The following is a 22,736-nucleotide window of genomic DNA, read 5'->3' as shown; positions in this document are numbered from 1 at the left end:
CGGCTTTTTTTATGTGTTTTTGAATTCTTAGAATACATTAACTGCAATTCCAAAATTCACTTGGGTAGCTTCAGTAGCAAATGGACCTTGTCCAGCTTGAAAGGTTTTGTTTAAACCATAATAAATCCAGGTGTAAAAGCCAGGAGATCCTGCTTTTAGAGTCAACCCATATCTAAATTTCTCAAGTCCATAGTTCTGCGTGTCTTTAACTTTTCTTTTTAGACCATCCGCATCTTGAAATTTGTTTTTCGTATGAGCTTCATAAAGAACACCGAATTTGGCTCCCAAACTAACTCTGAAACCCTTGGTGTAATTTGTTTTGTTGATATGGTAAACAAAGTCAACTGGAATGTCAAAGTAATTGGCTGCAAGGGAGTTTGTTTTGATTCGAATGTTATCCCCATAAATTTCAGTCAGGTCTACAAGTTGGCTCGATTCAGTTCCCAATTCAGGATTATTTACCAAATTCTGATTGTCCTTGAATGCGTACTTGTCTGTTCCCACACCAATTCCTGGATTCATAGTAAAACCAGAATTCTCTCCAAAAATATTGATAGGATGCTGGTAATAAACATTGAATGTTCTTGAACTAAAAAAGTCCAGTCCCATAGTAGATGGTCTGTTGTTAAGCTGATTGAAGCCAAATTCAAAAACCAGATCGCTTGGGATATTTGGTCTGCCACCAATTGGAGTTTTTGGTGTTTCTTGAGCAAAAGCCGTTTGGAATACTACCAAAGCGACCAACAAAGTGTATATTTTTTTCATTAATTCGGGATAGAATTTATCATTCATCGCGGGCAAAAATAGGAAATCCCCAAGGATTTACCCTGTTTTTACTCTTAATTATTCTTAAGGAATAGAAAGGATTTTAAAAGAAAAATTACTTTTCTGAAATCGAAGTGTTTGGAAAAAATCTAATTTTAGATACCTTTGCATTCCATTTCGGCTTCGTAGCTCAACTGAATAGAGCACCTGATTACGGCTCAGGAGGTTTCAGGTTTGAATCCTGACGAGGTCACAAAGCTCAGCCCCATCGGTTGAGCTTTTTTATTTCCATAGAGACGTTAAAGAGGTTTCAGTCCACGATGGCTATCGGGATGAATCCTGACGAGGTCACAAAGCTCAGCCCCACCGGTTGAGCTTTTTTTATTTTCTAAAGGGACCTTCAGTTTTATTAGAACAATTTTTTAAGCATTTTTAGAGTTCATTCTTTAGAATGATTGATTTATTCATGAAAAAGATATTCCCTTTACTATTTCTGGCATTTGTGAGCTGTAGTCTTTTTGAAGACACCAAATTGGTGGATGTTCAAAAGTTTGATGGTCCTTGCCAAATAACGCTAAAGGATGGGTCAATCATCGAAACGAACGGAGGCATTGAAGTTTCAAAGCGGTACGGCGGGATCACTTACCGGGATGAGGATGGAAAGATCTGGTCCCTTTTTAAGGAAGAATATGATTCCTATACCTGTGGAAATTAATTTATCGAGTCCAGGATTAATACCCAGTCATTTCCTCTTCCTTGACTTGGAGGAGTTACTATATTTTTTTTACCCTCTAATATCACCGAACCAAAACTCACGCCTGTTCTAGGATCAAACCAATTTCCTTCAAATTTTTCGCCTTGTAAATTGCTGAGATCGAGAGCTGTTTCTTTACCTGTTGGAAAGTAAAACATGGCATATTCTCCTTGATTGCCTCGAGAGGCAACAACAAACTCATCATTATCTTCCTGAGAATTCGCGATTAAAGATTGGTCATTGATTCTGTCGAAGTAATTTCTACTTAAAATCACTTCTTTAAGATGCTTCACCTGATTGGCCATTTCAAGATCCAACGATAGATTCCAAGGCTTCAAAGGTGCATTGACCGGAGTTTTATCCAAATCATACATTTGCCAGACTGCATGGCATCCATAACTCTGACCTGCCGCCCCTGCAAATACATTCCAATACATGATTCTTCTGATATCAGCAGCTTCACTATAGCCTAGTTCCTTAGCATTAAAACATTTTGGATGCTCCTCATACATGGGTTCTCCATCAATACTTGGTTTAGTAGGTGAAAGAGAAAGATCATGCAATATTTTTTGATAAGTAGGCTGATTAGGACAGTGTCCTGTCTGGTGCATATTGAAATCCAACCAAGATTCTTGATGAAACCAATTGGAGCTTCCTCCTGGAGAGGATGGCTGCGGATGAAATGTCATTAATTGGCTTGCTCCTGAGTCTTTTATTCCTCTTGCCATTTCATTCCAGACATATATATCTTCGGAATTTTCTCTTGGGTTTCTATCCCCTCCAATAACCCAGATAAGATTGGTTTGATCTTTATATCGCTTTCCAATCCATTTGCCATAATTATAGGCCGATTCAGGAGTGAAAATTTCAGGCCCGGTTCCCCATGAGTTTTTGAAAAGTTTATCTCCCCAAGTCGGAAGAAAAGCTATGTAAAAGCCTTTTTCTGCAGCAAGCTTAAAAACTTGATCTATATGCTGAAAATAAGCTTCATTGTATTCCCAAGTTTGAAGGCTTTTAAATGGCTTTTCTCCATAGGCATTAGGGTCATTGATTCCGTCCAACTCAGCCAGCGCTACAGCTTGAATGACATTAAAGCCTTGTTTTTTTCTAGTTTCTAAATAGAATTCTGTCTCTTCAAGATCAAGCCTATGTAATAATTCCCAAGCTGTATCTGCCAGCCAAAAGAACGGTTTTCCATCGGCTGTCATCAAGTATTTTTGATCTGGATGAACCAGTACTTTGGGTAGGTTCTCCTGAGCATTTGCTTGGAAGAGAAGTAAGACAAGAAAGAATGTAGATAAGGATTTAGACATAAAAAAAGCAGCCCGAAGGCTGCTGTTTAAATTAATGTGCTGCTGCTGTCGCCGCTGGTTTTGAACCTTTTTGCCAGAAAAAGAAAATTGTAAACAGTGCAATTAATACAGCTGGGAACAACATCAGATTTTGAAGAGTTGCTTGACCTGCTGCAAGCTCTAGTGCATCTCCTGAAAGACCTTCAGCAGCTTTTGCTGCTCTGGAATCATCGATCCAGCTTCCAATAACAGGTTGCCAAATTGCAGTAGAGAACATACCAACTCCACCTATAATTGACATTCCTAGCGCTCCACTAAGAGGTACTCTCTGTGCAGTTGCTCCAACCATTACCGGCCAGAAATAACAAACTCCTACAGCAAAAATCACAGCTGCAATATAAGCCATTGGGCCAGTAACGATGCTAAACATGTAGATACCGATGGTTGCTAAAATTGCTCCACCTAATAGAACTCCTGTCTGACCAAGTTTAGCTACTATAGGGCCTGCGAAGAATCTTCCAACTGCCATTACGCCTGTGGTCAGAGCTAGAATCAACATTCCGCTTGCTCCTGAATTATTCAAAATTACTTCAGCCCACTGAGTGGTTCCAAATTCGGTGATTGCTGTAATCGACATCGCTACAAAAAGGAATATGAAAACCGGAGAAATCATTGCCTTTAAGTTTTGAGAGATAGACATCGCCTCGTCTGCATGCGGTTTTGGGAAAGTTTTTCCAAAGAATAAAACTGCATAAATGATTGTAGGAATCATCAATACCCACATCTGCATTTGCCAGCTAGCACCGAAGTCAGTCATGAATTTAGAAATTAAACTTCCGACTACGATACCTCCAGGGAACCACATGTGAAATCTATTAAGCATTTTATTCATTTTGACACCGGTGTACATATCGGCAATCATTGGATTACACGCCGCTTCAGTACAACCATTTCCAAATCCAATAAATAATGTGGACAATAAAAGAGTGGTGTAGCCCCCAGCATAAATGGTCAGGACAATCCCTAAAGTGTGCATCACAAATGCGATCCGCATAATATTAGCAGGACCAACTACATGGTAAAACAGGCCTCCAAGAATCATGGAAATTGGGAATCCAAGAAACCACATAGAGTTAATGAAGCCTAGTTGCTCTCCGGTTAATCCAAATTGTTCTCCAAGTTGAGGTAAGATTCCCGCACGGATTGCGAAGGTAAATGCAGTGGTGATAAGTGCGAAACAGCTTGCGTTGAAGAGCGCACTTTTGTTGATGGTTTGAGTCATAAGCTAGGTATTTTGGTTACAGGGTCAGATTTAAGTTAAAGATATGGCTTTGAAAATAGGAAAAATATTGGATTCGGGCTTTTCCAATTATATAATATTTTCAGCTATCCTAATATAAAAATTACTGTAACACTAAAAGTGAGCTGGTTAGCTTGTCCTCAAAACCAAATTCTTCATTTCTTAAAAGTAAAATCAAGACGTAGGTGCCTTCAGGTATGAACCGATCTCCTACTTTTCCATCCCACTGCAATACAGGTGACTCAACTGGTATTTCAGAAGTAAGGTCATGATATATCAATGCTCCTTGCCTATTCAAGACAAATAATTCCGCTTCATTCACGCCTTCGCTCAAGATGACTCTGAAGTCTTTATCTGGATTCCCAAGAATCATAGCATTGGGATAGACAACATTAAATTTACAAGCATCATAAGTGGTAAACTCCTTGGTGAATTCACAACCATCTTCGGTAGTTACTACCAGAAGATAATTTCCGACTTGTTCAGGTTTATAAGTTGAAGCAGTAGAGACAAGCTGGTCCTCAAAATACCATTCATAAGTAGCATATTCTCCTGGATCGATTGCTGGAATCCTATTGTTTTCTACCGTACAATATGCATATGAATCTTCAACAGCAGGAGGAGTAGTAAATTCACTTGCTTCAACTTCTACCAATCCTCTACCGATTTCACAGCCCAATTCGTTGTAAGCGATGGCCTCATAGGTTCCAGCTAAATCTACTTCAATTTCAAATTGCCCATTAAACTGGGCCAGTTCAGTTCGATTATTTAATGAATCGTAATAAATCCATTCTGTATTGAAGACTTCTTCTTCATCAGTAGCCAGCGTCACTAATCCTATACTTGGACTTGGACAAAGTTTGGTTGCTTCTAATTCCATCGGTACGGCTACGATCTGAGGAACTACTTCAAACGAAACTGGTTCCACTGGGCAATAACCACTTTTTAAAGGCTGAACTTGAAGGGAATAGAATCCTAAGTTGGTAGGGTAAAATTCAGCTCCTCTTCCTACAATTTTACCTTGGTCATTATACCAACGAATACTTGCCTCTTCTAATGGGATTCCTGTGAGCTCAATTTCGTATTTGATGGGATCAAAGCACTTTTCTACTGCCAAAACCGGAGCAAAAGTGATGTTTGTTGAATAGGTAGCTGTAAAGGCAATAGTTCTGGCGCAAAGCGGAGAACTAGGGTCTTTGGTTTCTCCTAAAATGGAATAGGATCCAGCATCTACTAAAGTATAAGAATCTCCGGACTCAATCACTTGGGTGGAGCCATCAGGGAAAGTCAATGTAAATATCAAATCTTGACCTGTATCTGGAATCAGTTCAAAAGTCTCGCAGATATTCAACTCCGTCGGAATGGTAAAACTAACCTGCGGTGCGTCTATTATTTCAAACGCCTCTATAGGATAGGTACAATCGCCTACAATAGCTTCAAAAAGGTAGTTTCCATTCGAAAGATTAACTGTTACTGAGCCTGAATCGGGAATGGCGCCAGATTGAATTTCTCCTCTTCCTTCTGTCAATATTCTGTATTTGCCATTTGTGATTGCAGTCCCAAAATCAAGGGTAATCGATCCTGGATCCACTCCATTATCATTACATTTTTCAGAAATTATGGTGTAAACAGGTGAAAGTTGCGTAGGAGACTGGGCCGCATCTATACTTAGTAAGCTTGTTGTTTGGCAACCATCTTTCTCCAATACAATGGAATATACCTGAGGTAAAAGATTGGAAAAGGTCTTTAAAGTTCCTGAAGCTGAAGGGCCTTCTACAATGTTTAATTCAGGGATATAAAGTGCGTCTACATCTGTGTCTAAAGTCAGTTGAAAGCTTCCATTTGATGCTGAGCAATCACTAGGTTGTGCTAAAATCTGAGTAGTAGCAGAAGGAGATTCTTTCAATTCAAAACCAATTATCCTTTCTGAGATACAGTCTGGAAAATCTTCATTCGTTGTTTGAAATGTAACAAGATAAAGTCCAGGGCCTGATAATTCGCTAGAGTTAAATTCAATCTCAAAACCTTCTCCTGCAGAACTTCTCACACCCGTAAAATCTTTCTGAATAAACCATTCACCAGAAAGTGGAGTGTCTAAACCAATCTGAATAGATTCCCCTTCACAAATAGTCGTGGATGAAGGAATAATTTGGAAATCAATAGGAGGGCCTACAAAGGTAGAACCGGTAATTAAACATGCCTGACTTCCATCTGCATTGGTTTTAAATAACTCAACAATATGGTATCCAGCATTATAGGTTTCATATTCATTTCCTTTCCCTAATTCAACACGTTCTCCATCATTGTCTAGTGCGTACCAAGTAATATCATAATCAGATAAATTTGGAGTATTTGGGTCTAAGGCTGTTAACAATGTAGTAGAACCAGCGCAAAGTAAATAATCAGGCAGAAGGGCTAAATCAGGGCCCTTTTCAACACGAACGGGTTTGTTTTCTTCGTAAAAATTAGCATCTGTTCCGCGCCTTACCTTTAGATTGACATTGTAATCCCCAACTTCTGAAAAATAAAATTTGAATGTTTCTAACTGGCCACTTGACTTCTGCTCTAGAATTTCTCCTGAAGGAACTCTAGTCACTGTCCATTCATAGACATCTCCTGGTTCACCACCGGCATTGAATGTGCCTAATACTCCTCCAGCAACCATGCATAGGTTTTCAGGACCATCCAATTGCAGGTCCGCATATTCTTCAGAAAGGAGGTTTAAATTTCTTTCGAATGAAATCAGCTCTGCTGCAAATGAAGCTTGGCAGCAAAACAAAACAATCCAAACGAAGAGGACCCCAATCTTCCAATCAGGAAATTGAGTCTTAGCACACAAGGGTTTATTTCTTTTAGGGTGGGGGCAAAAATTGCGCTTTTGCCATTACAATTTTATTCTGTGCTAAGCAGGCAAAAAATATTCCAAAGAAAAAGGTAGTCTTAAAAATCTTGCTATTCGATAACCATCAATGATCCTAGGTATTCTTCATTGATGTTTTTAGCATAATTTCTATAGTTTACTCGAATAGAATAGGCCCCATTGGGTATTTTTTCCCCATTTAGAGTGCCATCCCAAGCACAGGTAGATTCCTCATCTATCAGCTCTGTGTTTTTACAATGGTAGATCAATTGACCCCACTGATTAAAGATCCATAGTTCAAGTTCATCTACTAGGTAATTTGTATAGATTAAAAAGTTCTTATCCGGATTATCAAGCTCAATAGCATTCGGGAATACCACTTTCAGCTCGCATTCTTCCAATGTCTCAAAAGTTGTAGAATACGCGCATCCTTCAGCACTGTAAACAATCAATTCAAAATTTCCAACAAGCAAAGGCTTATAGGCTGCACTAGTCGAAACCAATTTGTCTTCGTGGTACCATTCGTAGGCTGCAAAATCTCCAGGGTTAATGTTAGGAGCAATTTCATAGCGAGGGCATACCTGATAACTTTCCTCAACAATAGGCCGAACCTGATCCATACTTCTAGTAAGTAAAACTAGATCAGAACCTATCAAACAAGGAACATTATTAAAAACTCTTGCTTCATAAGTACCTTCTTGAGTTGCTAAAATCTCTGGTTTATTTTTTTGGTTGGTCAATTCTGTTTGGTTTCCATTGAGGTCCGTAAACCACCATTCGATAAAGGTTACTTTATCAAAATCTGTTTCAATAGAGATAGCTGCATCAGGTGCATCAGGACATAAAGCCGCTGCTATTAGGCTTACATCTACATTAAAAATTGGTTCTGGAACATCAAATTCCATCGGTGATAAATCACACCGCTCACTGTTTTTTGGCTGTACTTCTAAAGCATAAGTTCCAAAAACATTATCTAAGGTTAAGAATTCATCTGTTCCGACAAGCGTTCCATTTGGGTCGTACCAAGAAATGTTTGCGTCGGCAGCTGTTGCTCCGGTTAGTTTTGCTTGATAGACTTTGACACCATTACAATCTTCACTAAATAAAACGGGTTCAAATGGGATAGGCTGGTTAACCTGAACATAAAATTCTTTGATTTCCGGGCAATTTGGAGAGCTTACTTCTGGGTCATATCCATAGAGGCTATAGATTCCATTTTGATCTAGTGTAAAGGGCTCTCCAGCATTCTTTTGTACAATAGATCCATCCGGTTGAGTCAGTTCAAATAGCAGCGGCTGTGTAGTTTCAGGAATGATATCAAATGTTTCACAGATAGAAAGAGAATCAGGAATTGTAAATTCAACTCGATCTAAAGTGAAATTTAATTCAATCGAGTTTCTTCCCAGTTCACAATCTTTCCCGATTTCTGGGATAATACTGAATACCGAAGCCTCATAAACGCCATCATCAAAAACTGTAATTTCTTTGAGATCTTTAAATTGATCCAGATTTTCTATTGCTCCCGAAGCATCGTACCTCCTCCAATTGATATCAGTGATCTCATCAGGAAATGTGCTTTCTAAATTAAGAACTGCCCCTGGTCCCAATTCGCAGAGTTTAGTGCTTGTAAGTGTCACATCAACTTCAAGAATTGGTTCCTCAATCAGAAAGGTTTTGGGAGGGATCGGACAGGCAGCGCTATTTGCTGGTTGAACATCTAGTTTAAATTCACCGAGGGAAGTTGGGAATAAATATTGCCCTCTTCCAACAATTTCATCTAATTCATTATACCAAGTAAAAATGACAGTTGAGGGATCTCTCCCAAAAATGTTTGCTTCGAATGTTCGGGTACCAAAACAGTTTTCCTGGACAAGCCTTGGTTCAAATTCAACAGGATCAACTAGTTTAACATTGAATTCCTTTAATGTTGGACAAAAATCTGTTGCTGTTCTTGTTTTCCCAAGAAGAATGTGGGTGCCCGCTTGATCCAAAGTAAAACCATCTCCTGCTAGTTTGATTTCCACACTACCATCTGGTTTGGTTAATGTAAATTCCAAATCTTCAGAGGTTTCAGGGATCAAATCAAAGGATTGGCAAATAGAAAGCTCTGAGGGAATTATAAAAGAGACTTGATCTTTTCCAGGGATTTCAATGAATTCTTTTTTTGGAACATTACAACTATCAAGATTAAATACTTCAATCACAAAACGTCCTCCTGGGAGAGAGATAGGAATGGTGTCTTGATTTAAAAAACTATCGCTTGTAAAAGTACCTCCTTTTTCATTTAAAACGCGGTAGTACCCATCTTGATTACCGTTAATGAAATTCAATGAAACGCCTCCATTCAACTTACCTGTTTCTGAGCAAGATTCTCCAAAATCATCAATCAATTGATACTCTAAATCACTTGGGGGATTTGAAAGTGGAACAACAGAAGCATATGAATTTATACAATTTCCTAAAACAGCAATTAAGTTGTAAGCTCCTGATTCTAAGCTGGGTATTTCAAAAATTTCTCCTGCTTTAATTGAAGGTGTTTGATAAAAAGTCCCTTCTATATACACATAGTCTAAGTCAGTAATCGCTTGGATTCTAATTTTTCCATCAAGAACATTGCATCCACTAGAAGCTATAGGTGTTAATACAGTAAAATCTGGTAGTGGATAGTAGGTTAAAACTTTGGATTTACTATTAACACAACCAGAAACGTCATCATTAGTTACTTCTAAGATAATTTCATATTCTCCTGGCTCCACCAAATTGACATTTGGGTTGATAATTATTTGTGAATTTGTTTCAATAAAGATTTTATCTGATGTGCCTACTTTTTGGTAATACCAATCTCCAATAATTCCTGAGTCTGAATAAAAATTGACAGTTTGATTAGGACATAAAATATCTTGATCACTTAGAACTTCAAAATCAGATGAATCAACAATTGTTGTTGTTAATGTTCTTGTACAGTCTTTTTCTCCAAGAGAATTCAAAATATAATACTCTACAGAATATGTTCCAGGAGTAGAAATATTTATTGTGTTTGAATTTCCAATGATTTGGTCATTTTCATCCCGCCATTCAAAAGTAAATAAGGGTGTCTCAGGGTCAGAATTATCAATTGCTGTTAGAGACAATGGATCATTTCCACAAATTTGATAATTCGGATTTAGTTTACTTTCTGGAGAATTTAGGACCGATATGTTCTTTTTGAGTAAAGGGAAAAATTCTATGCCTCGGTTGACTTGAAGTTCAATTGAATAATTACCAGGTTTAGAAAAGGTATAAGTAATCGTTGGATATCCTCCGTTTCTTGAAAACACTTTTGTACCCGAAGCATCTTTGATTACCCAAGAATAAACATCTTCAATTGGATTGCCCCCACCGGAGAATTCACCAATAACACTTCCGAACACCATGCATAGTTTTTCAGGCCCAATGAGTTCAGGGTCTGCTAATTTGCTGTTTGAAAAGTCTCTGTTTTCTGGGTTTTTCGCTATAACATAAGAAAAGCACAAACCAATACTTACTATTGCAAGAAGCATTAGGGGAATAGTAACTCGTATTGATTTTTTTCTGACGAAATCCAATTTCTTATATAAAAAGAGTGAGAATCAGACCTCTAAGCTACTACTTAATACAAGCCAAAAAAAATCCAGAGACTGATTTCAGCCTCTGGAACAACTTAAAATTAGATTATTTACCTAACAAATACCCAATCAAATTCTGAACTCAGATTCTCAGAAAATTCATAACGTTCCTGATTAAAGGCTTTGAGTTGCAATGGATCTGTAATCCTGTTTTTAATTGCATAATTAGTCATCATACCTCTTGCCTGTTTTGCAAAAAAGCCTACAACTTGGTAACTGTCATCTTTAAATTCCTTGAAGTGGATCGTGATCACTTTTGACTTGAGGCTTTTTTGATCAACAGCTTTGAAATATTCTTGCGAAGCTAGATTAACAATAGGTTTACCTTCTGCTACTTGATTTATTGCCTTTGCTATTTTCTTATCCCAAAATTCATAAAGATTCTTTCCTTTTTTATTCTCTAGCTTGGTTCCCATTTCAAGGCGATAAGGTTGGATCAAGTCCAAAGGCTTAAGAAGTCCATATAAACCTGAAAGTATTCTCAAATGATTTTGTGCAAAGTCAAAATCATGTTCCGTATACTCCTCAACTTCTATTTTGGTGTATACATCTCCTTTGAATGCTAACAATGCCTGTTTGGAATTGTCAAAATTGAATTCCTTTTGAAAAGTCTTGTAGCGCTTCTCATTCAGCGTGGCAAGAGAATCACTGATATTCATCAAACTGGAAATTTCCTTGGCAGATTTCTTTTTCATGATCCTAACTAAAGAATGTGCGTCAGTTTGAAAATCTGGTAATGTGTGGTCTTTTAATGTGGGGACGCTGTAGTCTAAAGTCTTAGCAGGGGAAATAAGTATTAACATGTTATTGAATTACTGTAATCGCTTTGGTGATTTTTTGAGTGATATTTTGGTCTTCACTAGTCAACTTCACAACGACTGCATATGTTCCGTTTGGCACAAATTTTCCATTCAATTGTCCATCCCAAGGGCAAAATGCCTGAGCCGGTTCCACATTTTCGTGATTACAATAGAAGATCAATTCACCCCATCGGTTGTAAATATAAACCTCTACATAGTCTATGTATTCATTGGCATACAAAATGAAATTTCTTGTTGGATCATCTAAGACAACTCCATTTGGAAAAGAAATTTTAAGAGCGCAATCTTCAATAACCTCCATGGTAGCAATGTATTCGCAGCCCAGGTTGTCAGAAACGACAAGCGTATAAATCCCTGGCAAGGTAGGAGTGAATATTGCGTCCTGAGAGATTTCCTCTCCATTTAACTGCCAAGAATAATTATCGTAATCTCCAGGATCTATACTCTCGGTTACTCCTTCTAAAGCACAGATCGTAATTGAAGTAGGTATCACAGGTGGAATAATAACAGATTTGGCAACTACTCCATTTGCTCTTCCCAAATCACATCCTGCAGCACTTCTCAATAAAACTTCATAGGTGCCTTCTTGAGATACTTCAATGATAGGAAGATTGTCAAAAGCAGGAATCCTTGTTCGCGTATTTCCCTGAACAGAATACCATTCAATTTCTGCCACATTACTCAAATCAGCAACAACTGTAATGGTGGTGCTGGTTTGATCCGCACAGAAAGGAACCACATCGAGTGCCACTTCAAGACTTTCGGTCAAGACTACTGCCTCAAATGGTTTTTTATCAACTGGGCAAAGACCTCCAGCGATTGGCTGAACCTCTAAAGTATAATTTCCGGATCTGCTTGGAGTAAATGTTTGTGAGCGACCGACAATGATTCCTCCCTCATCTTTCCATAGGAAAATAACATCTTCAGGAAGGGCGTTATTCAAAATGGCTTCATACCTGACACCTACTTGACAATCAATGATTGGTTCTGAAACCTCAAAGTCAATAGGCTGGGTAATGTTTGCGATCATTTCTAGCTCCTTCGGGCAATCCTCTCCCGTCGGATCTTCTGCTAATACTGTATAGGTGCCACTCTGGGTTATTGTAAAACTTCCATCATCATTAGGAGCTACAGTACCTCCGGAAATATTGGTTACCGTATAATTAAGCGTCTCTGGAGAATCTGGTGTAAAGGTGAAACTTTCGCAGGCGGTAAAATCTGATGGCACAGAGAATACCACTTGGAACTTCTGATTGATCGTATAAATGTCAGGATCAGGAATCGCACAATTGGTTGGATCTTGGATCTCCACAGCATATTCACCATAAGGTACATTTATCAAGACTTGAGAGGTGTTTGTAAATGTTCCTGTGAAAACCTGTCCGTCCCCTTGTCTTGTTACAGTATAGCTTCCAGATTGAGGAGATGTTGTGAAATCTATGATAAGAACCCCATTTTCTACACCCAAAGGACTACAGACTTCATCTTGAGTTGAAACTGTGTATTCAAAACCTGCCGGTGGATTACTGTTTTCTATGGTGACTGTCCCGGTATATAGACATCCAAAACTGTTTTCTGCTTCGATGGTATACACCCCAGGAAGCAAATTGCTTACAGATACGGTATTGCCTGCAGAAATATTGGAGAAGGTTTCTCCGGTTTCCAAAACTGTTAAAGTCTGCGCCGTACCCTGCATGGTAATTTCAAAAGATCCATCCGCCGAATTACAATCAGTGGCTGGAGTTGTTTGAACAGCCGTAAATATGGGTAGTTCATTTACGATTAAGTCCAGCTTTTTCTCTACAGTACAGCCTTCCAGAATTGGATCTTGTGTGACAAAAATGATTTCATATTGGCCTGGACCTGGAAGTGTATTGATGAATAATTCCAATTCGAAAAATACTCCCAAAGAGGTCCTGTTAGGATCACCATCCAATGTATAAAACCATTCGCCGGAAATAGGAGTGTTTGGAGCAAAAACTACCGTTGTTTCCTCGTAACAAACTTCTGTTGAAGTTTGGGTCAAATCAAATTCAAATGCAGGACCAACGAAAACCTCAGCAGTCGAAGGACAGGTTTCATAAAGCAATGCTTCTTCTTCAGAAAGGCCTTCAGGAAGTCTGTAAGAAACGGTCACAGTGTAAATGCTTTCCTCCTCAACAGTGATTTCATTTGAGTTTTCATCTCCAAAAACCTGACCTGCAGCATTTGTCCATTGAAAGTCATAGATTCCTTCAGCTGGGTCATATCCGTCGATTGCTGTCAAAGTAACTGGTGCTCCCGAACATAAAGTAACATCATCAACTAGCGTTAAAACTGGAGGAGCATCAACCCGTACTTCCATACTTGCTTCATAGTAAGTTGGATCTCCGCATCGATCAACTCTTAGGTCAACAGTATATAGTCCAGGTTCAGTGAAGATATGTTCATAGGTTTGGAACTGATCACCTGGTCCACCAAAATTATCCAGCACTACTACACCATTTTCATCGGTGATTGTATAGAAATAACTATCAATATCAGGCTCGCCAGCACCTTCGAAAAGAGCTCCGCCTCCCAAGTCCGGGTCTAAACAAATTCTCGGAGGCCCTGAAAGTGCAGGCTCTGGAATTGAGCTTCCAGAATTCTGGACAAAAGAGGGAAGACCAAGATTGGATGTTCCTGGCATTGGTTCTACTCCGTCTAAAGTAAAAGTGCTTGAAGAATTACATCCTGTTCCAACATTGATTTGACCTATCCTATTATCTCCAACTACAGCCACATAAATCTGACCGTTAGGGCCTATTTGCAAAGCTCCTAAATCCAGTCCTGAAGTTTGACTTACTGTCTTTTTGGTACTGTTAATACAAGCTTCAATTTCTGCTCTGGTGCTTGCCCCATCGAAACAAGAAGGGCAGACTGCGGCATCTGGATCATCGTTATCCACAGGTTTTATATTGAATTCCTGGATCCCAGGTCCACCATTTCTAAAGGAGACCAATACTTTATCTCCATCTTCCGAAAATTCCAAACCATAGACATCTCCATCACACCCCAAATCAATCCGGGCATATTCTGTCATTTCTCCGGTATCTTGATCGAAGTTGAAAATTTCCAGCTTGTTACATCCTCCTTCTGAAATAGTAACCGCCACTTTGTCCCCATCGGAATTGAACTTCATCGCCCCAACTCCTGAGTTGAATCCGTGATTACTTCCAACAGAACTTAAAACAGGTTGTCCAATCCCCAAGGAAGAGACTGGGTAGGCTCTAAACGTATTGTTTCCTAGTTCATGGAACATCATCCAAGTAGTGTCACCTGCATTGAAAGCAGCGGTATGCTCAGTGGATGGGCTGAAAAGGAAATTATTTTTGGTAACTACATTTCCAACACCAGTTTGATTTTCGGCTTTGATATCAACTAAAGAATAGCTGACTTCATTCGTGCCGTTTGAAGATTGTTGGGTAGTGAATAAATAAAAGAGCGTTTGTTCGTCAGGAACTGGGACAGCAAGTACGGATTGGCTGGAAGTATTATCTCCGCCAATGGAATCGCCATTTTCCATCACATTACCATTCAGGTCCCATACAGTTGCCCCATCTGTAAAAAATAGTACTTGGCCAGTTTGGTCCGAAATGGTAGTCGTTCCTGCAGGGATATTTTGTGGATGTCTGTTGGCGATCGGTCTTGGAGTAGGAGCATCAGGATCATCTGGATCAGGATTGAAATCCAACCCAGCCCCATCTCCAAAATACCAGATGTTATTGCTTTGATCATCCATGTCCCAGATTTTGATTCTGATCTCTGCATAGGCATAACAAGATGAACCTGGTTCTCTAACCAAAGCCCAATATAAACCCGGTAAACAAACTTCATTCTCTTGTCTGGTTCCCCACCCTTCATCCCTATAATTAGACCAGAAATATTCGTAATTGGAGCCTCCCCCAGTATCAGGAGCTTCACCATCCTGACCCGCAGCTTGTGCCATCAAAAGAGGCCCAATATCTATACAGGTCATACATAAAGTAGTGTCTGAAGGAGTGAAATTTGCTTCTAGGTTGTTTTCAGTCAGAGGAATGGTTTTGGTGGAGGTTTGGGTTTCTCCATCTTCATATGTAACTGTCAGAGTTACCGTGATATCAGTTCCTTGTGCTGCATCAGCAGGAATCAAGAAGTGCTGTTGTGTGTAATCCGCATCAATGGGATTGCCATCAGAATCGGTAAGAGGTGGGCTAAATTCCCAGCTATAGCTTGCTGGACTGTAATTTTCTGGAGTGACAGTGCTATTTAACTGAACTGGATTGTTTGCACAGGGCATTTCTGGATCCCAAGTGAAATCCACGCTTGGGTTGATATCAGCATTGGGAGCAAAAACAGGGAAAATCCTCCCACAAAAATCAGCACCCATAAATGGATCTTCTTCCAAAGTAAAAAGACTTAAATCCGGTTCATCAGGATTAGTGACTCTTCCAATCAACTGAGGTCCTCCGGCTGTTTCCTCGTAGATATAATACAAGCTCCCATCCGGACCAACTTTCACATCGTACACCGCTTCCAAACCAGCAGTTAAAGGAATTTCTTCAGGAGCCGCAGATAAATTATCCGCAGGAACTCGGAATAGTTGATTTCCCAAAGAATAATAAATATAACTTCCGTCTGGACTAAAATCTGCTCCACCGTAGTTTCCAGAACCAGTAATATTGCTGATTGGGGTAGGGTTACTAAAGGTTCCACTTCCGGTATTGAAATCCATCACAGTGATCGGGTCACTGCTGTCTGCAGGAATTAAAATCAGTTTGCCGGTCTCCTCATTGAAAATGATTCTTTCAGGCATAAATGGTAAACTTTGAGTGTCTGTGGTGGTGAAATTTCCCTCACCGGCATCTAATCTTTGGGATACTAAATTCCCTCCATTAAAACTTATCAAATAAGAAGGTGAAGAAGAACTCTTCACAACAAGTAGCGCTCCGGAAGCATTGCCCATGCTAATGTCTTTGGAAATCACTTCACCCAAAGGTCTTTCATTTCCAGTTGCCTGACCTGGAGCATTCATGTCCACCAGGGAATATTGAAGTTCACCGCCAAGTGAGATGTAAAAAATGTAGAATAATTTATTCCCGTTCGGATCGTATTCCAAAAAACCTGTTGCGACTTGTTGCGCGCTGTCAACATTTCCATTCAAGCCAGGTGCTGAACCTTCGATGGGGGCTTGGCTAAAATCGTAGACTAATTCCCCATTTGTCTGAAAGAGTGGCTGTCCCGTAATTGGATCAATTGCAATTGCGCTATTGTTTTTACCAAGTAGCACGGTATTTGGTAAAGATTGCACCGTTGGTGAGCCACCCTTGCCAAATGACAAATAATTACTGGCACCAGTGTCGCAACTTCCGAAAATCCACTCATTTTCATTGAAACCTTGGGAAAAGACTTTTGATTCTATTCCTAAAAGTGTAAATAGAGCTAATAGGGTAAAAATATACTTGAACCTTATGGATTTAGGGTTGCTTTTCATAATTTTCGAACTGCTTTTAAAACAACCAAAGAGGTTAATCGTTTTAAAAGCCAACTGAATATTCAAATAAACGAACAAAACCTTGTTACGGTCTCTGGCTTTTATTGTTTTTTTTTCAATCTGCACTTTATTGTTGCAGTTTAATGCCTATGGGCAAGACCCACAATATAGCCAATATTATGCAGCCCCTCTTTATCTAAATCCAGCGATGGCAGGGGCTGAATTAACTGGACGTATTGGATTTAATTATCGCAACCAGTGGCCAAGTATTGATGCGCAGTTCAAGACTTTCTCTGCATACTACGATACTTACTTACCAAATTATAACTCTGGCATCGGTGTAATGGTTATGCAGGACACAGAGGGAGCTTCCAAATTGCGATCAACCACTATCTCTGCTTTATATTCTTACGAATTAAAAATCAGTGACAACGCCTATTTTCGTCCTGGTTTTCAAGCTTCTTATATCAGAAGAGAGATTGGTTTCTATGAAAATTTAGTATTTGCAAATCAGATTAATCCCAATGATCCTTTTGGACCGATTTTCCCAGGGACTGATTTGGCTGGACTTGGAGATCCTGTGAATATGCTTTCCTTGTCCTTAGGAGGCATGTTTTTCACCGAAGATTTTTGGGTGGGGGTATCAGCACATCATGTTAACGAGCCTAACCAATCTTTCTTAGATGGAGTCAGTAAATTACCAGCCAAGTTCTCTTTGCATGCTGGCTATCGTTTCGACTTGGGCGAAGGAAGTATGAGACAGGATTTTACGCACATGCGTCGTCAGAGATATTTGACTCCAACTATAAATTATAAGAGACAGGGGCCGTTTGAGCAGTTGGATGTAGGAGCATATTTTTATGTAGAACCTATTGTATTTGGCCTTTGGTATAGAGGTCTTCCTTATAAACCTGTTGAAGAACAAAGCAATCGTGATGCTATTGTGATGATGGTAGGAGTGAATTTACTTAGCGGATTGAATATCGGATATAGCTTTGATTATACGGTTTCCCAGCTTGGAATTCAATCTGGTGGAGCACATGAGCTTAGTTTGTCTTGGACCCTTCCAAACAAATACGAAGGAAAACCAAATAGACGAGATACCATTCTCCCTTGTCCAAAATTCTAATAAGAAAGAACACTTAATTTATAGACAAAAAAAAAGCTGAAACAGGAATTGTTTCAGCTTTTTTATTTTTAATGCGAGTCTTTTTAAAGTGTATAAAACTCTTCCCAACCTTTTCTTGGAGGATCACCTACCAACATTTCATTGATCATTGCATTGTTGGTGACAACTTTCTTTTTACGGTCAAATAGGATCTTCTCTCCAGTTTGCTGGGCAAGAACTCCTAGACAAAAGACCTGACTCAAAGGACCAGCGATCTCAAAAGGAGAACGGGTTTCTTCTTCACCTTTGCAGGCTTTTAGGAAGTTTGCAAAATGGTTGGAAGGGCTTTCAGGAACTTCAGGAAGTTTTGATTCCCATTCTTGGGCCTTCTCACTTGGGATGATCGAAAGCGTACTTCCGTGAGATCCACCTTTGAAAGTCAACTCTTTACTATAAATGATTTTTCCAGGATTCAGTCTTGCAGGCTGGATCTGACCATTGCTTGGTGGTGGAATGTTTGGATCCAATTCGGAAACCCCATAACCTTCCGGAACAGGAGGGATATTGTCTAATCCATCATACCAATTAATTTCCATTGCAGGCATTTTACCTCTTTTTGGAAATTTAAAGGATAAAGTGGTTGACATTGGGAAGAAAAAGTCATTGTGATCTTTCAATAAAATAGGGTCTACTTCATAGGGAAGCCCAAGGTCTAAAAACTGATGGGCTGTGTCCATGATATGAGCTCCCCAGTCGCCTAAAGCTCCCATGCCGAAGTCATACCAGCATCTCCACTGACCATTAATGAAATCTTTATTGTAATCGTGATGATCTCTTGCCATCAACCAGGTATTCCAGTCCAAAGTACTTGGGATTTGCTCGGCAGGGGGGAAACTCTTAATGTTTGGATCCCAGCCATGCCATCTTCTTCGGCTATTCATGTGGGCAGTCATAGACGTCACATCTTTGATGATTCCAGCATCTACGAAAGCCTTGAATTGAAAGTAATTTCCTTCTGAATGCCCTTGGTTCCCCATTTGAGTGACTACCTTATGCTTTTTGGCACCTTTCATCATCAGCTCGACTTCGTTGAAAGTTCGGGCCATTGGTTTCTCGACATAGACATGCTTGCCTTCCGACATCGCCAGCATGGTAATAGGGAAATGCGCAAAATCAGGAACTCCGACTGTTATCGCTTCAAATCCGCTTCCGAATTCATCAAACATCACGCGGAAATCCTGGAATTTTTTGGCATCTGGGAACATTTTCATGACCTCCAATGTATGTGGAGCTCCCATGTCGGTATCGCAAAGCGCCACTACATTACACAGCCCTGTAGCGTGAAGGGCTTTGATGATTTCTCCTCCTCGATTTCCGATTCCACAACAAGCCAGATTGACTTTGTCACTTGGAGCCACGTAGCCCAGTGGTTTTCCGAGAACGAAGGAAGGTATAAAGGATACCCCTGCGATCCCCAGTGCACTGGCTTTCAGGAAATGTCTTCTCTTTTGATTCATATCTTGATTATTAATGGGTTCTTTTCTTAATCTCAGGCAAAAAGTAAGAAATAATAGCTTAAAATTTCTTTTGCAAAGCCCCTTCCGAACTTAAAACTAACGGAATGGATTTCGGAAAATTTCTTCGTTTTTAATCCCTTTCATCTTTTCCTCATATACTTTTTTTAACTTCAATAAAACTTAACGCTGTTGAAATTATGAGAGATCTTTCTGATTATTCTCAACCCCTCACTGATCTTTTTGATCAACCAAAAAATACTGAAGAATGGGAAAAATATAAGCTGAGCAAAGAGCAAGTGGAGTTTTTTCATGAGAATGGCTATGTTTCAGGAATAAAGCTATTGGACGAAGATCAGATTAATGTATTGAAAGCTGCTTTGGATGAAGTGGCTGATCCTCAACACCCGATGCATCATTTGTTTCATGAGTTCCATAGCAATGAATCTTCAGATCCCAACAAAGTACTTTTCCATTCTTTAGGCCATTGGAGAATTCATCCGGCATTTCATGATGTGATATGGAATCCGGCTTTTCTTATGGCAGCAAGCCAATTATTAGGGGATAAATCCGTTCGCTTTTGGCATGACCAACTTTTTTGCAAACCTGCCAGACATGGAGGGAATGTCGCTTGGCATCAGGATTACTCCTATTGGACCAGAACTGTGAAAATGCAGCATCTTACCTGTTGGTGTGGATTGGATGATGCCACCGACGCAAATGGTTGTTTGAATTATATTCCAGGCAGTCATCGCTGGGGTTTGCTTGACAAACCGGCTTTAGCTGGTGAAATGGACGGACTTAAAACGATGCTAAATCCTGAGCAACTGGCTTCTTTTAATCCGGTTTCAGTTCCATTAAAAGCTGGATACGCCACCTTCCACCATCCTTTGATGGTTCATGGCAGTTTTGCAAATACCTCGGATTATTCCAGAAGAGCTTTCGTACTCAATGTCTTTGCTGATGGTACAGTTTCGGATTCTGATGAGCCCTTGCTCCAAGGTGTTCCGGTCATTCCAAAAGGAGAAAAAATGGATGGAAAGTTTTTTCCTTTGATTTTTAAGCATCAAGAACCCTAATCTCTAAAATCGTTTGGATTGGGGTTATTATTTTTATTTCTTCCCTAATCAAATCCAAAATACCATGAAAACCACTTTTATAAGGAGAATAGCTGCCTTAATTGCGCTTATATTACCATTTACCATCTCTTTGGCTTGTGCTCAAAATGGTGAAACTTTTCTTCAATTCGAGGGTAAATCAGGTCCCGGAAAAGGTAAAAAAGTTGTGCTGATCTCGGGTGATGATGAATATCGTTCTGAAGAATCCATGCCCATGTTGGCCAAAATTCTTTCTGAAAAATATGGGTTCACGACGACGGTCTTATTTCCAATAGAGCCAAGTACCGGAGACATTGTTCCAAGTTTTCAAAATAACATCCCAGGGTTAGAACATTTAAAAGATGCAGATTTGATGATCATGCTGATCCGTTTCAGGGATCTGCCTTTGGATCAAATGAAGCATCTGGAGGATTATTTTAAAGCAGGAAAACCATTTATAGCCCTTCGGACGTCCACACACCCTTTTGCAATAAAAGATAAAGATTCACCTTATTTCAAATGGACTTATAATAGTAAATTCCCAGGTTGGGAAGGTGGTTTTGGTCAACAGGTCGTAGGCGAAACTTGGGTAGCGCACCATGGAATCCACAAATCTGAAGGAACCCGTGCATTAGTAGATGGAGTGGATAGAGATGCGGATCATCCGATTCTTCGGGGTGTGGATGATATTTGGGCTCCAACCGATGTGTATTCCATCAAAAATCTCCCAGCTTCGGCCAACGTCTTGCTTTTTGGACAATCAACCGCTGGAATGACCGCGGAAGCACCTTTGATGTATGATAAATCCATTATGCCTATTGCCTGGACCAAGGAATATTCGCTGGAAGGCGGAAAGAGCGGGACAGTTTTTGGCAGTACTTTAGGATCTTCACTTGACTTTGAAAGCGAAGATATGAGACGACTGATTTTAAACGCTTCCTTTTGGTTGCTGGAAATGTCGGATGTGATCACTCCTGAGCTTTCGGTTGATATTGTTGGGAACTACGAACCAACCATGTTTGGCTTCGATAGCTTTCGAAAGGGGATGAAAGTGGAGGATTTTAAATAAAATTTGGTAACAGTACACGTTCAGCAGCTCACCGATGAGAGGCTAACGACCATGGACTGTGGTCCATTGACAAAATAGAAACAATGAACAAAATAGGATTTAACGTGCTGGCATGGTCAGCGGAGATGTCGGAATCTCTTTTACCCATTTTGGATAGATTGAAAACTATCGGGTACGATGGAGCCGAATTTTTTATTGGTGGATCACCAGAAGAATCTTTCAAATTAGTAGGGAAGCATTGTGCAGATATCGGATTGGAGGTAACTGCTGTAACTGTGATGGGCCCAGATCAAAATCCCATTTCACCAGATGCTAAAATCAGAGCCGCAGCAAGCGAGCAACTCAAATGGGTAATCGATCGCGCGCATGATTTGAATTCACAGGTTCTTTGTGGTCCCTTTCATTCTGCGTTTACTGTTTTTGCTTCCAGAGAACCTATTGAGGATGAATACAACTGGTCAGCCGAGGTCTTGAATGGGATAGGGGATTACGCCAAAGATGCCGGGGTTTTATTGACTCCAGAGGCTTTGAACCGCTTTGAATGCTATTTATGCAATACCATGGAGCAACTTTCTTATTTGCTGAAGAAAACGGCTCATTCGAATGTTCAGGCAATGTTTGATACCCATCATGCTAATATTGAGGAGAAAAAATTGGGTGATGCAATTAGGTTTATTGCACCTCAATTAGGTCATTTTCATATTTCTGAAAATGATCGAGGAACTCCGGGTTCAGGGCATGTCAACTTTGATGAAACTTTTAAAGCCCTAGCGGAGGTGAATTACAAAGGTTGGCTCACCATTGAAGGATTTACCAGAAATGACCCTGCTTTTGCGAATTCCATAGGTGTGTGGAGGAATTTTTCTGAACCTTGGGATATGGCTGAGAAAGGATATGAGCTGATCCGATCCATGGGTGAAAAGTATGGGATATAATCAGTTTTTGATTCTAGGATAGAATTAAAAGAAGGTGTCTGGGAATGTAACCCTTCTAATTGACGCAATTGAGCCAATTAGGTCAA

13 protein-coding genes and 1 tRNA gene are annotated in these 22,736 nt (G+C 39.8%); 6 read left to right on the top strand and 8 right to left on the bottom strand.

What is annotated here, in order from left to right:
• Positions 1–27: 27 nt before the first annotated feature.
• Positions 28–765, bottom strand: coding sequence for a porin family protein (locus J0A69_RS20095; protein WP_206588422.1), 738 nt, complete (start codon positions 763–765; stop codon positions 28–30).
• Positions 766–944: 179 nt separating this feature from the next.
• Here J0A69_RS20095 and J0A69_RS20090 point away from each other — a divergent pair.
• Both J0A69_RS20090 and J0A69_RS20085 read left to right on the top strand, forming a co-directional pair.
• A tRNA-Arg gene (locus J0A69_RS20090) sits at positions 945–1,018 on the top strand.
• A 213-nt stretch (positions 1,019–1,231) separates the two neighbouring features.
• Entirely contained in the window at positions 1,232–1,480 is a 249-nt protein-coding gene (locus tag J0A69_RS20085) for a YgdI/YgdR family lipoprotein (RefSeq protein WP_206588421.1), read from the top strand.
• Here the strand turns inward: J0A69_RS20085 and J0A69_RS20080 are convergent.
• From J0A69_RS20080 to J0A69_RS20055, 6 genes are all read right to left on the bottom strand, one after another.
• The gene (locus J0A69_RS20080) at positions 1,477–2,832 is read right to left on the bottom strand and encodes a glycoside hydrolase family 140 protein (protein WP_206588420.1); all 1,356 of its coding nucleotides are present in this window, start codon (positions 2,830–2,832) and stop codon (positions 1,477–1,479) included. The genes J0A69_RS20085 and J0A69_RS20080 overlap by 4 nt on opposite strands.
• 31 nt (positions 2,833–2,863) lie before the next feature.
• Entirely contained in the window at positions 2,864–4,093 is a 1,230-nt protein-coding gene (locus tag J0A69_RS20075; RefSeq protein WP_206588419.1) for an MFS transporter, read from the bottom strand.
• Between the two features lie 121 nt (positions 4,094–4,214).
• On the bottom strand, positions 4,215–6,950 hold the full coding sequence (locus J0A69_RS20070; RefSeq protein ID WP_206588418.1) for a hypothetical protein: 2,736 nt from the start codon (positions 6,948–6,950) through the stop codon (positions 4,215–4,217).
• Between the two features lie 113 nt (positions 6,951–7,063).
• Positions 7,064–10,510 (bottom strand): T9SS type B sorting domain-containing protein, encoded by a 3,447-nt coding sequence (locus J0A69_RS20065; protein WP_206588417.1) that lies wholly within the window; start codon positions 10,508–10,510, stop codon positions 7,064–7,066.
• Between the two features lie 155 nt (positions 10,511–10,665).
• Positions 10,666–11,418, bottom strand: coding sequence for a peroxide stress protein YaaA (gene yaaA, locus J0A69_RS20060; RefSeq protein ID WP_206588416.1), 753 nt, complete (start codon positions 11,416–11,418; stop codon positions 10,666–10,668).
• A gap of 1 nt (position 11,419) precedes the next feature.
• Positions 11,420–16,927 (bottom strand): T9SS type B sorting domain-containing protein, encoded by a 5,508-nt coding sequence (locus J0A69_RS20055; RefSeq protein ID WP_206588415.1) that lies wholly within the window; start codon positions 16,925–16,927, stop codon positions 11,420–11,422.
• 94 nt (positions 16,928–17,021) lie between these two features.
• On the opposite strand from J0A69_RS20055, the gene J0A69_RS20050 reads away from it, so the two are divergent.
• Entirely contained in the window at positions 17,022–18,056 is a 1,035-nt protein-coding gene (locus tag J0A69_RS20050) for a PorP/SprF family type IX secretion system membrane protein (protein ID WP_394369897.1), read from the top strand.
• Between the two features lie 83 nt (positions 18,057–18,139).
• Here the strand turns inward: J0A69_RS20050 and J0A69_RS20045 are convergent, their stop codons facing one another.
• Positions 18,140–19,552: a Gfo/Idh/MocA family protein gene (locus tag J0A69_RS20045; RefSeq protein WP_206588413.1), complete on the bottom strand. Its 1,413-nt coding sequence runs from the start codon at positions 19,550–19,552 to the stop codon at positions 18,140–18,142.
• A gap of 197 nt (positions 19,553–19,749) precedes the next feature.
• Here J0A69_RS20045 and J0A69_RS20040 point away from each other — a divergent pair, with 197 nt between their 5' ends.
• The 3 genes from J0A69_RS20040 to J0A69_RS20030 all read left to right on the top strand — a co-directional run bounded on the left by J0A69_RS20040 (position 19,750) and on the right by J0A69_RS20030 (position 22,650).
• Positions 19,750–20,628, top strand: coding sequence for a phytanoyl-CoA dioxygenase family protein (locus tag J0A69_RS20040; protein ID WP_206588412.1), 879 nt, complete (start codon positions 19,750–19,752; stop codon positions 20,626–20,628).
• A gap of 64 nt (positions 20,629–20,692) precedes the next feature.
• Entirely contained in the window at positions 20,693–21,715 is a 1,023-nt protein-coding gene (locus J0A69_RS20035; protein ID WP_206588411.1) for a ThuA domain-containing protein, read from the top strand.
• A gap of 83 nt (positions 21,716–21,798) precedes the next feature.
• Positions 21,799–22,650, top strand: coding sequence for a sugar phosphate isomerase/epimerase family protein (locus tag J0A69_RS20030; protein WP_206588410.1), 852 nt, complete (start codon positions 21,799–21,801; stop codon positions 22,648–22,650).
• Positions 22,651–22,736 lie beyond the last annotated feature (86 nt).

The sequence above is a fragment of the Algoriphagus pacificus genome, from assembly GCF_017254845.1.
GTDB classification, from domain to species: domain Bacteria; phylum Bacteroidota; class Bacteroidia; order Cytophagales; family Cyclobacteriaceae; genus Algoriphagus; species Algoriphagus pacificus.
This window is presented reverse-complemented; position numbering and strand designations above follow the sequence as displayed.

Coding starts and splice junctions, on each gene's coding strand:
- J0A69_RS20045 (WP_206588413.1), bottom strand. CDS start 19,552: ATGAATCAAAAGAGAAGACATTTCCTGAAAGCCAGTGCACTGGGGATC.
- J0A69_RS20095 (WP_206588422.1), bottom strand. CDS start 765: ATGAAAAAAATATACACTTTGTTGGTCGCTTTGGTAGTATTCCAAACG.
- J0A69_RS20055 (WP_206588415.1), bottom strand. CDS start 16,927: ATGAAAAGCAACCCTAAATCCATAAGGTTCAAGTATATTTTTACCCTA.
- J0A69_RS20080 (WP_206588420.1), bottom strand. CDS start 2,832: ATGTCTAAATCCTTATCTACATTCTTTCTTGTCTTACTTCTCTTCCAA.
- J0A69_RS20030 (WP_206588410.1), top strand. CDS start 21,799: ATGAACAAAATAGGATTTAACGTGCTGGCATGGTCAGCGGAGATGTCG.
- J0A69_RS20085 (WP_206588421.1), top strand. CDS start 1,232: ATGAAAAAGATATTCCCTTTACTATTTCTGGCATTTGTGAGCTGTAGT.
- yaaA (WP_206588416.1), bottom strand. CDS start 11,418: ATGTTAATACTTATTTCCCCTGCTAAGACTTTAGACTACAGCGTCCCC.
- J0A69_RS20040 (WP_206588412.1), top strand. CDS start 19,750: ATGAGAGATCTTTCTGATTATTCTCAACCCCTCACTGATCTTTTTGAT.
- J0A69_RS20065 (WP_206588417.1), bottom strand. CDS start 10,510: ATGCTTCTTGCAATAGTAAGTATTGGTTTGTGCTTTTCTTATGTTATA.
- J0A69_RS20035 (WP_206588411.1), top strand. CDS start 20,693: ATGAAAACCACTTTTATAAGGAGAATAGCTGCCTTAATTGCGCTTATA.
- J0A69_RS20075 (WP_206588419.1), bottom strand. CDS start 4,093: ATGACTCAAACCATCAACAAAAGTGCGCTCTTCAACGCAAGCTGTTTC.